Genomic DNA, 13003 nt, shown 5'->3' with positions numbered 1-13003 from the left:
AGCGCCCCATGGCCGAGACGAAGAAGCTCTACGTCAAAACCTATGGCTGTCAGATGAATGTCTATGACAGCGAACGGATGGCCGGTGCGCTGGCCCCGTCGGGCTATGAACAGACGGATTCGCCCGATGACGCGGATATGATCCTGCTCAACACCTGCCATATCCGCGAAAAGGCCGCGGAGAAGGTCTATTCGGAACTGGGCCGGATGCGCAGCCTCAAGGACGCCAAGCCCGACCTCAAAATCGGGGTGACGGGCTGTGTCGCGCAGGCCGAGGGGGAGGAGATCATCCGCCGCCAGCCGCTCGTTGATCTCGTGGTCGGCCCGCAGGCCTATCACCGGCTCCCCGCGATGGAGGCAAAGGTGCGGCAGGGCGCGCGGGCCATCGACACCGAATTTCCAGAAGAGGACAAGTTCGACTATCTGCCCCGCGCGCGTGGCCCCAAGGCCAGCCGCGCGCCCGCCGCGTTCCTTACCGTCCAAGAGGGCTGTGACAAATTCTGCGCGTTCTGCGTGGTGCCCTATACCCGTGGTGCCGAAGTCAGCCGCCCGGCGGCCCGCATCATGGCCGAGGCCCGCGATCTGGTGGAGCGGGGCGTGGCGGAGATCACGCTGCTGGGCCAGAACGTGAATGCCTATCACGGTGAAGGGTTAAACGGTGCCGATTGGTCGCTGGCGCGATTGGTGCAGGAACTGGCCGGGATCGAAGGGCTGGAGCGCATCCGCTACACCACCTCCCACCCCAATGACATGACCGAAGACCTCTACGCCGCCCATGCCGAGATCGACAAGCTGATGCCCTATCTGCATCTGCCCGTGCAGTCCGGCTCTGATCCGATCTTGAAGGCCATGAACCGCCGCCACACCGCCGAGCAATACCTGCGCGTGCTAGACCGGATGCGCGCGGCCCGGCCCGATATGGCGATTTCCGGCGATTTTATCGTCGGATTTCCCGGCGAAACGGATGCGGATTTCAAGGCCACGCTGCGCCTGTGTGAAGAGGTGCGCTATGCCTCGGCGTTCAGTTTCAAATATTCCGCGCGCCCCGGCACGCCAGCCGCCGACCGGCCCACGATCCCGGACGATGTCGCCAGCGCGCGGCTCGCGGAATTGCAGGACATGCTGACGCGCCATCAGCGTGAATTCCAACAGGCGCAGGTGGGCAAAACCCTCCCTGTCCTGTTCGAGAAGCCGGGGCGGGAGCCGGGCCAGATGATCGGCAAATCCCCCTACCTCCAGTCTGTGTTCGTCACGGCCGCACCCGAAGCGCGGGGTAAAATCCTGCCGGTGGAGATCACTGCCTCTGCCCCGAATTCGCTGGCCGGTCGGCTGGCCTAAAAGCGCAGCGTGACCCGCACGGAGCTTTGCCCATCCGGGTCGAAGCTCAGCCCGAGATCGCTTTGCGGGCCAAATGGCTGGCGCGCGCGCAGGATCATGTCGGTGATCCCCGGCGCTTCTTCCTCCATCCAGTCCATCACGAATTGATGCGGCGTCGGCATCTTTCCGTCGAGCGCGTATCCGAATTCGGCAAAATTCGGCACCCGCTCCTGTGCGGACACGCTGCCGATAGACAGACTCATCCCTGCGGCGAAAATCGCCGTGACCATTCCTTTACCCATGTGTGGTTCCCCCAATTTCGCCGTCCCCCCGGACGGTCACCCATAGGGAGAAGCTAGGGGCGAGGTGTTAACGAAATCTTGCCCGGAGAGGGTCAATCAGCGTTAACGGCCCGTTGCCCACATGGTGCGGGCCGGGGCCCAGCCTTCGATGCCGTTGATCTGGACAATGCACCAATCGCCCTGACACTCATCAAGGCGCACGATGACCCCTTCACCCAACTCGGCCAGAGGGCGGCCCCGGTCGGTCGGGCGTTCACGCAGCACCAAGCCGTCATCGCGCACCAGCGCCGTGCGCACGCCGGAGATTTGCGTGGAATGGATCCAGCCGCCTTCGCCTTCGTGATCCTCGACCCGCCGCCAGACGTCATATTCGGCGGTCACCCGCAGCGGCATTCCCCGGCGCACGAACACCCAGTCGATCGGATGGCCAAAAGACGGGCCGCGCCGCACATTCCCCTTGCTGCCTTTCAGACTGACATAACGCGGCAGGTCCAGCCCCGTGACCGGCCCCCGATCGCCTTGCGCCACGGCAAAGCCGGGCGTCACGATCAGCAGGATCGAAAAAATTAATGCGGTAATTCGGCGCGACATATTATTTCACGGTTTATCTGTTGCCATGGGGAGACTACGCTTTCCAATAGCAAAACGCATCCGTCAATCGGAGGACTTTTTTATGCCGAACCAGACACTCAAGGTTTTTGTGACCCGCCGCCTGCCAGAACCGGTGGAGACCCGGCTTGCTGAGTTGTTTGACGTGACTTTGAGCGACAGCGACCAGCCGATTTCACCCGATGCGCTGGCGCAGGCGATGAAAACGGCGGATGTGATCGTGCCGACCCTCGGGGACCGGATCGATTCGCGGATGCTGGGGCAGGCGGGGGAGCAGTTGAAGCTCATTGCCAATTATGGTGCGGGGTTCGATCATATCGACGTGGCCACCGCCCGTCAGCGCGGGATTGCGGTGTCCAACACCCCCGGCGTGCTGACCGATGATACGGCGGATATGACCATGGCGCTGATCCTCAGTGTCCCGCGCCGCCTCAAGGAAGGGGCAGGCATGATGGCGAGCGGGGACTGGCATGGCTGGAGCCCGATGGCGCTGATGGGCCACCGGATCGGGGGCAAACGCCTCGGCATTCTGGGCATGGGGCGGATCGGGCAGGCGGTGGCGCGGCGCGCGCTGGCCTTTGGCCTACAGGTGCATTATCACAACCGCCGCCGCCTCCATACGGAGACCGAACAGGCGCTTGGCGCGCGCTATTGGGACAGCCTTGATCAGATGCTGGCGCGTGTCGATATCCTGTCAATCAACGCGCCGCACACGCCCGCGACCTTTCACCTGATCAACGCAAGGCGGCTGAAACTGATGAAGCCCACGGCCTATATCATCAACACCGCACGCGGCGAGATCGTGGATGAAAACGCCCTGACCCGCGCGCTGCGCTCAGGCGATATCGCGGGCGCTGGGCTTGATGTGTACGAGCATGGCCACGCGGTGAACCCGCGCCTGAAAGAACTACCGAACGTGCTACTGCTGCCCCATATGGGGAGTGCGACGGAGGAGGGGCGGCTTGAGATGGGCGAGAAGGTCATCATCAACATCAAAACCTTCGCCGATGGCCACCGCCCCCCGGATCTGGTTGTGCCGAGTATGTTGTGAGGATCAGGCGGCGCTGCCACAGGCCGGACAATCCGCCCGCTGCCTGACGCCCATCCGCCGGACATCCGCGTAGAGCGCGTCATAGATCAGCATCGTGCCGCGCAATCCGTCGCCCGCGCCAGTGATTTGCTTGATCGCTTCGCCCGCCATCATGCTACCCATCACGCCCGCCAGCGCCCCCATGATGCCAGCCTCCGCGCAGGAGGGGGCAAGCCCCTCTGCCGGGGCTTCGGGAAAGACACATGCGTAGCACGGCCCGCCATGGGCCGGATCGTAAAGGCTGATCTGCCCTTCCCATTGGGTCATCGCTGCCGACAGAAGGGGTTTGCCCGCTGCCACGCAGGCACGATTGACCGCATAGCGGGTGGCAAAATTATCCGTCCCGTCGAGGATCAGATCATATGCAGAGATTAGCTCTGTTGCGTCCTCTCCCAGCCTCTGTGCGTGCCGCTCCACGCTGACATGGGGGGTCAGGCGGGCGATGGCGTCGGCGGCGGCATCGACCTTGGGGCGGCCAATATCCTCGGTTCGGAACAGGACTTGCCGCTGCAAATTGGACAGGCTCACCCGATCGTCATCCACGATCCCCAGCGTGCCCGCACCTGCCGCCGCTAGATACAGCAGCGCAGGGCACCCCAGCCCGCCCGCACCGATCACCAGCACCCGCGCGCGGCGCAGCTTTGCCTGCCCCGGACCGCCGATTTCGCGCAGCACGATATGGCGCGCGTAACGGTCCAGCTCATCTGGGGTCATAGCTCTTTCTCATAGAAATATTGCTCGGGTCCAGCAGGGAAAGCGCGGGTATAAGCGCGCCGAAATCCGGCTTTCTCATAAAATGGCATGGCATTTTGCCAACTGAAGGTATCAAGCACCGCAACCGTTGCGCCGCGCATCCGTGCCTCGTTTTCCGCCGCGCGGATCAGGATCCCTCCTATGCCCTTGCCACGGGCCTCGGGCTCGACCCAGAATGTCGTGAACTCCGCCCGGCCAAGCACGATGATCACGCGCAAGGCGCCTTCGATCTCTCCCCGGCTGTCCCGGTGTACGAGGGAGAATACGACCTTTTCATAAGGGCCCAGTTCGAGGTTCATCGCCACAAGCTTTGCGTGCATGTCCGCGTTGAGCGCGGCGTCCTCCTCAATCAGGCCAAGCCCCTGCCGGGGTGGGGGCGGGGGTGGTTCGGCGCGGCGGCGCAGTTTCCGGATCACGACCGCATAGACAAGGATCGGCGATATGAAAACCGCGCCCACCAACAGCGCACCAAGGGATTGCGCGATTTGCTCGCGAAACGGGTTCCCGGCGGGCAGGAATTGCGACAGCGGCAGGCTCGCGACAGCGATCCCGATGATCCACACCCGCGCGCGCTGAGGCAGATCGAGCGCCCAAGCAAAGCCAAGCGCCAGACCCGTGAACAGAAACACCGTCACCAGCCCACCGGAGCCAAGCGTATTGAGTACCGACATCATGCGGTCAACCCGTCGAACAGGGCGGTTGAGAGGTAGCGCTCGGCGCTCGACGGAAGGATCGTGACGATCCGCTTGCCTGCCATGTCGGGCCGGGCGGCGATCTCAAGCGCGGCTGACACGGCCGCACCGGATGAGATGCCCGCCGGGATGCCCTCCACCCGCGCGAGTGCCTGTGCGGTGTCGAAAGCGGACTGGTTCGCGACGGTCAGCACTTCGTCGATCAGATCACGCCGCAAAATGGCGGGTACGAAGCCCGCGCCGATCCCTTGAATCTTATGGGACCCCGCGACGCCGCCAGACAGGATCGGGCTGTCCTCCGGCTCCACCGCGACGACGTGGAGCGCCGGGTTGCGCGCCTTGAGCACGGCTGAGGTGCCGGTGATCGTGCCCCCGGTCCCCACACCGGCCACGAACACGTCCACGCGCCCGGCAGTGTCGGCCCAGATTTCCTCTGCCGTGGTAGTCATGTGAATGTCCGGGTTCGCCGGGTTTTCAAACTGTTGCGGCATCACCGCGCCGGGCAGGCTTGCCACGATCTCCTCGGCCAGGGCGATGGCGGCGGGCATCCCTTGCCCCGGTGGGGTCAGCCGCAACTCCGCGCCCAATAGGGCGAGCATCTTGCGCCGCTCGATCGACATGCTCTCGGGCATCACAAGGATCAGTTTGTACCCGCGCGCAGCACAGGCAAACGCAAGCGCGATACCAGTATTGCCGCTTGTCGGCTCCACCAGCGTGCCACCGGGCAAAAGCCGCCCTTCCCGCTCCAGCGCGTCGATCATCGCGACGCCGATGCGATCCTTGACCGAGGAGAGCGGATTGAAAAACTCCAGCTTGGCGCAGATATCGGCCTCGGGCGCCAGCCGCGACAGCCGGACCAAGGGCGTGCCGCCCACGGTTTCGGTGATGTTGGAATAGATCGTTCCGCGCGAGCGCATTCAGTCCTCAGATCGTGAAATCATCCGCATCCGACACTTCGGCGCGTGGGACATTCGCGGCCTCTGCCTGTTGGCAGAGATGCTCCATGGTGATGTCGTCCATCTCGGCGAAGATGCGGGCCTGCATGTCGATCCAGAGCGGGCTGACAACCTCGGCAAACAGCGCGCCTTGTGAGCGGGTATCGTCAAGCTCCACATCCATCTGCGCGACCACGCGGACCACATCGCCCACCGTCACCTTGCGCCGTTCACGGGCCAGCGTGTAGCCGCCGCGCGGTCCCCGCACGCCCTTGAGCACGCCATCGCGCACAAGCCGCTGCAACACCTGCTCAAGGTAGCGATGCGGCACGCCCTGCCGCTTGGTGATGTCGCGCGCCTGCACGGGTTCGGGGCGCGCATTATAGGCAACGTCAAGCACTGCTTCGATGGCGAGGATGGATTTACGGGAGAGTCTGAGCATCAGGGGGCCTTTCGGTTTTTGCCGGTGGAGCCGAACCCACCCGAGCCGCGCGGCGTATCGTCAAGCGTATCAGTCAGCGCCCAATGAATGCGGATGACCGGTGCCAGAACAAGCTGAGCAATCCGGTCGCCATGGCTGATTTCATAGGTCTTGGTGCCAAGGTTGATCAGGATCACCGACACTTGCCCGCGATAATCGCTGTCAATCGTGCCGGGCGCATTGGCCACCGTGATCCCGTGCCGCAGGGCAAGGCCGGAGCGCGGGCGGACCTGCCCCTCGAACCCGTCCGGGATTTCAAGGCTCAATCCGGTGGGGATCAGCGCGCGGCCCATTGGCATCAGGCTCACCGGGCGGCGGCGCAGATCGGTGCCGAAATTCGCGCACAGGTCCATGCCCGCCGCCCCTTTCGTCTCATAGGCGGGGAGCGGGATATCCGGGTCGGCATCGTCGCTGCGTTTCACTTTGACGGTGATGCCGGGCAGGCTGAGATTGATGCCGGTCATGTCAGATGCTCCGCAATGCGCGCGGCAAGACGCGCGGCCGTGTCCGATTTGCTCAAAAGGGGCCATGGCTCAGCCCCGTCCGCTGTGATGAGCGTCACCTGATTGCTGGTCCCGCCCATGATGCCCGTCTCGGGCCGCACGTCATTGGCGACGATCCAGTCGCAGCCCTTGCGCGCGCGTTTCGCGGTCGCATGTGCGATCACGTCATCCGTTTCCGCAGCAAACCCGATGACGAGCGGCGGGCGATCAGCGCCCTTGCTGATCGTGGCGAGGATGTCCGGATTTTCCGCGAAATCGAGGGTCGGCAGGGTGCCGGTCGCGTCTTTCTTGATCTTGGAGGAGCCGGCATTTGTCACATGCCAATCCGCAACCGCCGCGCAGAACACAGCGGCTGCAGCGGGCAGGGCGGCTTGCACCGCGTCGAGCATCTGCCGGGCGGTCTCCACCTCAATCAACCGCGCACCACGGGGGCGGGGGGCCGTCGCGGGGCCAGTGACGAAGGTGACCTCAGCCCCAAGTGCGGTCAACGCCTCCGCAATCGCGGTTCCTTGCGCCCCGGAGGATCGGTTGGCGATGTAGCGCACCGGGTCAATCGGCTCATGGGTGGGGCCAGAGGTGACGAGGATATGCTTTCCCTTGAGCGGCCCGTCGCTGAGCCTGCGGGTGATCTCCGCCATGATGGCGGCAGGCTCGCTCATCCGGCCCGGTCCATGCTCCCCACAGGCCATGTCGCCCACATCCGGCCCGATCACGGCAATTCCGTCGCCGTGAAGCGTCGCCAGATTGCGCTGGGTCGCGGCGTGCTCCCACATCCGCACATTCATCGCAGGCGCGATCAACACGGGCGTATCGGTCGCCATCAGGAGCGTGGAGGCAAGGTCATTGGCGTGACCATGGGCCATCTTGGCCATCATATCGGCGGTGGCCGGGGCGACGACGACCAGATCGGCGGCGCGGGACAGTTGGATATGCCCCATCTCCGCTTCATCCGTCAGATCGAACAGGTCGCGATAGACCTTCTCCCCCGCCAGCGCAGAAACGGAGAGCGGTGTCACGAATTCCTCCGCCGCCCGGGTCAGAACCGGGCTGACCGCATGACCCGCCCCTTTCAAAAGCCGGATCAGCTCAAGCGATTTATAGGCCGCAATGCCACCACCAATGATCAGGAGGATGCGTGATCCAGTCAGCATATGGGGCTCCGGGCGTCGGGATTATTAACACAGATATAGTGTGTATGGCCCGGAGTCCCACCTTTCAAGGCAAAGGGGGGAAGGGATGGGCATTTCCTACCCGCGCAAAGAGCACAAAAAATGGGCCGGTGCGCGCATGCGACCGGCCCAGTCTGGGGAGTAAAACCTGTTCAGGCGGAGGCGAGCATCTCTGCCGCGCTCACATTGCTGGCCTCCAGCCGCTTGCGCAGCTTCTTGAGCGCTTGCGCCTCAAGCTGGCGGATGCGCTCTTTCGAGAGGCCCAATTCCGTGCCGAGGCTTTCCAGCGTGCGCGGGTCGTCGCGGAGCTTACGCTCCACCACGATCATCTTTTCGCGGTCCGTGAGAGCCTGCATCGCGTCGGTCAGCCACGCGCGGGCGCGCAATGTGTCATGGTTTGCGGTGACGGTTTCATCGGCCTGCGGGCTTTCATCCTCCAGCGCCTCAAGCCATTCGCGGCCCTCATCGCCCGCCTGTTGCGCGTTGAGTGAGAAGTCGGAGCCGGACAGGCGGGCCTCCATCATCTCCACATCGCGCAGCGGCACGCCAACCTCGGTCGCGATCATCTCACGCATGGTCTGCCCGTCGATCGTGTCGCCCCCGGCTTCACGCTCCAGCTTGGCGCGCACGCGGCGCATATTGAAGAAAAGCGCCTTTTGCGACGAGGTGGAGCCGGTACGGACCATCGACCAGTTCCGCATCACATAATCCTGGATCGACGCCTTGATCCACCATACGGCATAAGTTGAGAACCGGACCCCCCGATCCGGGTCAAACTTATCCGCGGCCTTCATCAGGCCTACCCCCGCCTCCTGAATGAGATCCGGCATCGGTGCCCCGTACCGGCGATATTTCGCGGCCATCGACACGGCGAGCCGCATATAGGCCGTAACCAAGCGGTGCAAAGCCCGTTCATCGCGATTGTCCCGCCATGCGCGGGCCAATTGCAACTCGGTCTCTGCATCCAGCATTTCGGCCGACATGGCCTTGCGCGTTACAGATCGGGAAAGCGTGTCATCCAGTGCCATGGCTCAGATCCCTTGTCGGTGTGGTGCGTGTTGTGGTCTTTAGGGTGTTACGAAGCGGTTAACGGCTTGGATCACCAATCCTGTAAAAAAGATTCAGATTGTTTCATGAGCGGACTCAAAAGACTTACTTTCGTGCTTGGCGGCGCCCGCTCTGGCAAATCGGCATTGGCCGAACGATTGGCCATCGGCTGCGGCCTGCCACGCGCCTATATCGCCACGGCGCAGGCTTGGGACGATGAAATGGCCGACCGCATCGTCCGCCACCGGGCGGATCGGGGCGCGGGGTGGCTGACCATCGAGGAGCCGCGCGCCCTGCCCGACGCCATAAAGGGCGTGCCCGCCGGGCATGTGACGGTGATAGATTGCCTGACCCTGTGGCTGAGCAACGAAATGCTGGCGGAGGCCGACCTTGATCGCGCGAGTGCCGCGTTGCGGGCAGCACTCAGCGCGGCCACGGGGCCGGTGATCGTCGTGTCAAACGAAGTGGGCCTTGGTATCGTGCCGGAAAATGCGCTCGCGCGCCGGTTTCGGGATGCGCAGGGGCGGCTCAATCAGGCCATCGCGGCGGAGGCCGATACGGTGCTGTTCGTCGCCGCCGGATTGCCCATGGCGCTGAAAGGCACGGTGCCGCAATGACCCGCTGGTGGTGGGTGCGGCACGGGCCGACCCATGCAAAGGCTGCTATCGGCTGGACCGATCTGCCCGCCGATTTGTCCGACACCGTGAAACTCGCGCGGCTCCGCGCGGCCTTGCCCGCAGACGCCCCGGTGATTTCGTCTGACCTCATCCGCGCCAAAGCAACGGCAGATGCCTTGGATCGGGAGCGTCTGCCCGACACATCGGCCTTGCGGGAGATGCATTATGGTGATTGGGAGGGGCTGGGATTTGATGAGATCGCGACCCGCTGGCCCGACCTGTCCCATGCGTTCTGGACCACTCCGGGTGCTCCTGCCACGCCGAACGGGGAAAGCTGGGATGGGTTTTCGGCCCGTGTTGTCGCTGAAATTGATCGCCTCAATGGCCAGCACCGCGATATTATCGCGGTAGCCCATATGGGTGTGATCCTTGCCGCCTTGGCCCATGCGACGGGACTGTCCCCGGACCGGGCGCTGGCGTTTGAAGTGGCGAACCTCTCAATGACCCGGCTCGATTACCTGCCCGAACCCGGCGTTTGGCGGGTCGGTGGGGTGAACCTCCAGCTTTAGCGGTCAGTGCGCGGGCCGGTCCATCGGATCAAGGTTCATGCGCCCGCCATCGACACCCAAAATCTGCCCGGTGATGAAGCTCGCCGCGTCGGAGGCGAGGAACATCACGGCCTCCGCCGCTTCTTCCGCCTCACCGATCCGGCCCAGCGGGGTCACGGCGGCGAGTTCGGCGCGCAGTTCCTCCCGGTCCTTCAATGCCTCTTTCAGATGGGCGGTCATCACACCGCCAAGGGCCACGGCATTGACCCGCACCCCATCCTTGGCCAAGGCCACCGCGAGGCTGCGGGTCATCTGGTCAAGCGCCGCGCAACTGACCGAATAAGCCAGCAATTCAGGCAATGTGCGGCGCGACGCGATGGAGGTCACGTTCACGATGGCCCCGTTATTCGTGCCGCGGGGCTGATCGGCGGCCTGCTTGATCATCTTGCGCGCAACGACCTGGCTGAGCCGCAGCGCATTCTTCACGTTCTGCTGCATCAACTGGTCAAAAAGATCATCATCAGGGTCCAGCGGATCAGAGGCCAGCACCTGACGGGACGCATTCACCAGAATGTCCACCCGCTCGTACTGATCCATCGCGGTGGCCATCAGATTGGTGATCGACAGCTTTTCGCGCAGATCGCAGGAAAAGCCCGTCACACGGCCATCATCCTTGCGCAGCGTGGTGATTTCACTGTCGAGCTTTTCATCATCGAGGTCGGCCATGACCACATTTGCGCCATTGGCCACGAGTTTGCGCGCAATCGCGAGCCCCACGCCATGCGCGGCTCCTGTGACAATCGCGGTCTTTCCTGCAACGGACACGCCCATCCGTTCCTCCTTGCGTTACGCCGGTCGGTCTCCCGGACCGCTCACATAGCCCAACTCTGCCGATGTTTCGAGGGGGGATATGACGATCAGACTGGACAGGGCGGGTCAATCGCCCTTTCTTAAGCCAACCGCAGGCGTGACAGTGCGGAAAAACGGGAGGAGATGACAATGACATATGCTGCCTTTAACCGGGATTTGCCCCGCAATCCCGCCAATCACCAGCCCCTCACGCCGCTGACCCTGCTGGAGCGGGCGGCGAGCACCTTTCCCGCGCATCCGGCTGTGATCCATGGCGAGCAGCGTCTGAGCTATGCCGATCTCTACGCGCGGGCGCGCCGCCTTGCCTGCTCGCTCAGCGATATCGGGATTGCGCGGGGCGATACGGTGGCGGCCCTTTTGTTCAACACCCCACCGATGATCGAGGCGCATTACGGCGTGCCGATGGCGGGCGCTGTGCTGAATGCGCTCAACACGCGGCTTGATGCGGCGGGCATTGCCTTCATCCTTGATCATGGGGAGGCAAAAGTCCTACTTGTGGACCGCGAATTGGTGCCGCTGGCGCATGAGGCGATCAAACTTGCGAAGGTAAAGCCGACCATTATCGAATATCTCGACCCGACCGTGCATGAGGGCACCTGCGGCTATTCCGATTTCGTCGTGGCTGGCAATCCCGATTTCAACTGGCTGATGCCGGAGGATGAATGGGACGCCATCAGCCTGAACTACACGTCCGGCACCACCGGTGACCCAAAAGGCGTGGTCTATCATCATCGCGGCGCGTCGTTGCTTGCAACGGGCAATATCCTGAGCGCGGGGATGGGCAAACATCCTGTCTATCTGTGGACGCTCCCGATGTTTCACTGCAATGGCTGGTGTTTTCCGTGGTCGCTAAGTGCCGTTGCGGGCACCCATGTGTGCCTGCGGCAAGTGCGTGCGAAGGCGATGTTCGATGCCATCGCGGATCATGGTGTGACCCATATGTGCGGCGCGCCCATCGTGATGTCGACGCTGCTCAATGCCTCGGGCGAGGAAAAGCGCGACCTGCCGCATATTGTCGAATTCATGACCGCCGCTGCCCCGCCCCCTGAAACGGTGCTCGCAGCGATGGCCGAGGCTGGGTTCAATGTGACCCACCTGTATGGGCTGACCGAATGCTATGGCCCGGCAGTGATCAATGAATGGCATCAGGACTGGTCGGACAAGCCCGTGGCGGAGCAAGCCGCGCTGAAATCCCGTCAGGGCGTGCGCTATGCCGCGCTTGAGGCGCTTGATGTGTGCAACACCGAAACCGGGGAGATGGTGGCCGCCGATGGCCAATCCCTTGGCGAAGTGGTGATGCGCGGCAATGTGGTGATGAAAGGCTATTTCAAGAACCCGAAGGCGACGGCAAAAGCATTCAAGGACGGCTGGTTCTGGACCGGGGATATCGGGGTGAAACACCCGGACGGATATATCCAGCTTAAGGACCGCTCCAAGGATGTCATCATCTCTGGTGGGGAGAATATCTCGTCGATCGAGGTGGAGGAGGTGCTCTACAAACACCCCGCTGTGTCCTTCTGCGCCGTGGTCGCGCGCCCAGATGAGAAATGGGGTGAAACGCCCTGTGCCTTTATTGAACTCAAGGGAGGGCATGCGCCGAATGAGGCGGAGGTGATCAGCTTTTGCCGCGAGAACCTCGCGCATTACAAATGCCCAAGAACGGTGATATTTGGCGAATTGCCGAAAACATCGACCGGAAAGATCCAGAAATTCGTCCTCCGCGCGCGCGCACAGGACCTGTAGGGGGCTCTCCCGCCCGTCGTTCAGTCGCTTGCGCTCCCTCCTCCTGTTGGGCCCGGCAGCGCCTTCGGCGCTGAGGCTTTGCCTGTCATGAGGTGTTTGAGGAACAGGTTTGTTCCTCAAATCACCCCCTCAATTGTGGGTTTCACGATTCGCCCGCGCGTCAAGGCCGCTCGTTCCTCGGACCTTGACCCACGGCCGAATCGCGGGGGCTGCTCTTGCTCCGCCAGTCCCATTTCACTGTCCCTGATTTGGTTGAAGCCTTCGTCTTCAGACGAAAAAGCCGCGCTTCAGCGCGAAACTTTTGCTACATTGGTATCCTCCGGAAAAA

Annotated in this window: 14 protein-coding genes and 1 pseudogene; 5 read left to right on the top strand and 10 right to left on the bottom strand. The window is 63.1% G+C overall.

Annotated elements, in window-relative coordinates:
* Positions 1-8: 8 nt before the first annotated feature.
* Positions 9-1337: a tRNA (N6-isopentenyl adenosine(37)-C2)-methylthiotransferase MiaB gene (gene miaB, locus FHS89_RS14875; protein ID WP_184012919.1), complete on the top strand. Its 1329-nt coding sequence runs from the start codon at positions 9-11 to the stop codon at positions 1335-1337.
* Here the strand turns inward: miaB and FHS89_RS14870 are convergent.
* Positions 1334-1618: a hypothetical protein gene (locus FHS89_RS14870; protein WP_184012918.1), complete on the bottom strand. Its 285-nt coding sequence runs from the start codon at positions 1616-1618 to the stop codon at positions 1334-1336. The genes miaB and FHS89_RS14870 overlap by 4 nt on opposite strands.
* Positions 1619-1720: 102 nt before the next feature.
* A complete protein-coding gene (locus FHS89_RS14865; protein WP_184012917.1) occupies positions 1721-2209 on the bottom strand; it encodes an SH3 domain-containing protein in 489 nt (162 codons plus the stop codon).
* An 82-nt stretch (positions 2210-2291) separates the two neighbouring features.
* Here FHS89_RS14865 and FHS89_RS14860 point away from each other — a divergent pair, with 82 nt between their 5' ends.
* Complete coding sequence (locus FHS89_RS14860) at positions 2292-3278, top strand: 2-hydroxyacid dehydrogenase (protein WP_184012916.1); 987 nt, start codon at positions 2292-2294, stop codon at positions 3276-3278.
* A 3-nt stretch (positions 3279-3281) separates the two neighbouring features.
* Here the strand turns inward: FHS89_RS14860 and FHS89_RS14855 are convergent.
* The 7 genes and pseudogenes from FHS89_RS14855 to FHS89_RS14825 form a co-directional block, all read right to left on the bottom strand.
* Positions 3282-4019: pseudogene (locus tag FHS89_RS14855) on the bottom strand (HesA/MoeB/ThiF family protein); the annotation flags it as partial.
* A gap of 8 nt (positions 4020-4027) precedes the next feature.
* Positions 4028-4744, bottom strand: coding sequence for a GNAT family N-acetyltransferase (locus FHS89_RS16205; protein ID WP_221229457.1), 717 nt, complete (start codon positions 4742-4744; stop codon positions 4028-4030).
* On the bottom strand, positions 4741-5679 hold the full coding sequence (cysK, locus tag FHS89_RS14845; protein WP_184012914.1) for a cysteine synthase A: 939 nt from the start codon (positions 5677-5679) through the stop codon (positions 4741-4743). Before cysK ends, FHS89_RS16205 begins: the two co-directional genes overlap by 4 nt.
* Before the next feature lie 7 nt (positions 5680-5686).
* Positions 5687-6139 carry an RrF2 family transcriptional regulator gene (locus tag FHS89_RS14840; RefSeq protein ID WP_184012913.1) on the bottom strand — a complete coding sequence of 151 codons (453 nt, stop codon included), beginning with the start codon at positions 6137-6139 and terminating at the stop codon, positions 5687-5689.
* Positions 6139-6642 (bottom strand): dUTP diphosphatase, encoded by a 504-nt coding sequence (dut, locus tag FHS89_RS14835; protein WP_184012912.1) that lies wholly within the window; start codon positions 6640-6642, stop codon positions 6139-6141. The genes FHS89_RS14840 and dut overlap by 1 nt, the downstream gene beginning before the upstream one ends.
* Complete coding sequence (gene coaBC, locus FHS89_RS14830; RefSeq protein ID WP_184012911.1) at positions 6639-7832, bottom strand: bifunctional phosphopantothenoylcysteine decarboxylase/phosphopantothenate--cysteine ligase CoaBC; 1194 nt, start codon at positions 7830-7832, stop codon at positions 6639-6641. The genes dut and coaBC overlap by 4 nt, the downstream gene beginning before the upstream one ends.
* 170 nt (positions 7833-8002) lie before the next feature.
* A complete protein-coding gene (locus FHS89_RS14825; RefSeq protein ID WP_184012910.1) occupies positions 8003-8878 on the bottom strand; it encodes an RNA polymerase factor sigma-32 in 876 nt (291 codons plus the stop codon).
* A gap of 105 nt (positions 8879-8983) precedes the next feature.
* On the opposite strand from FHS89_RS14825, the gene cobU reads away from it, so the two are divergent.
* Positions 8984-9514, top strand: a complete 531-nt coding sequence (gene cobU, locus FHS89_RS14820; RefSeq protein WP_184012909.1) for a bifunctional adenosylcobinamide kinase/adenosylcobinamide-phosphate guanylyltransferase — start codon at positions 8984-8986, stop codon at positions 9512-9514.
* A complete protein-coding gene (locus tag FHS89_RS14815) occupies positions 9511-10083 on the top strand; it encodes a histidine phosphatase family protein (protein WP_184012908.1) in 573 nt (190 codons plus the stop codon). The genes cobU and FHS89_RS14815 overlap by 4 nt, the downstream gene beginning before the upstream one ends.
* A 3-nt stretch (positions 10084-10086) precedes the next feature.
* On the opposite strand, the gene FHS89_RS14810 is transcribed toward FHS89_RS14815, so the two are convergent.
* Positions 10087-10893 (bottom strand): SDR family NAD(P)-dependent oxidoreductase, encoded by an 807-nt coding sequence (locus FHS89_RS14810; RefSeq protein ID WP_184012907.1) that lies wholly within the window; start codon positions 10891-10893, stop codon positions 10087-10089.
* Between the two features lie 168 nt (positions 10894-11061).
* On the opposite strand from FHS89_RS14810, the gene FHS89_RS14805 reads away from it, so the two are divergent.
* A complete protein-coding gene (locus FHS89_RS14805; RefSeq protein WP_184012906.1) occupies positions 11062-12675 on the top strand; it encodes an acyl-CoA synthetase in 1614 nt (537 codons plus the stop codon).
* Positions 12676-13003 lie beyond the last annotated feature (328 nt).

It is taken from the genome of Rubricella aquisinus, assembly GCF_014199445.1.
Classification (GTDB): domain Bacteria; phylum Pseudomonadota; class Alphaproteobacteria; order Rhodobacterales; family Rhodobacteraceae; genus Rubricella; species Rubricella aquisinus.
The sequence above is the reverse complement of the archived record's forward strand: the minus strand, read 5'-3'. Positions and strand labels throughout refer to the sequence as shown.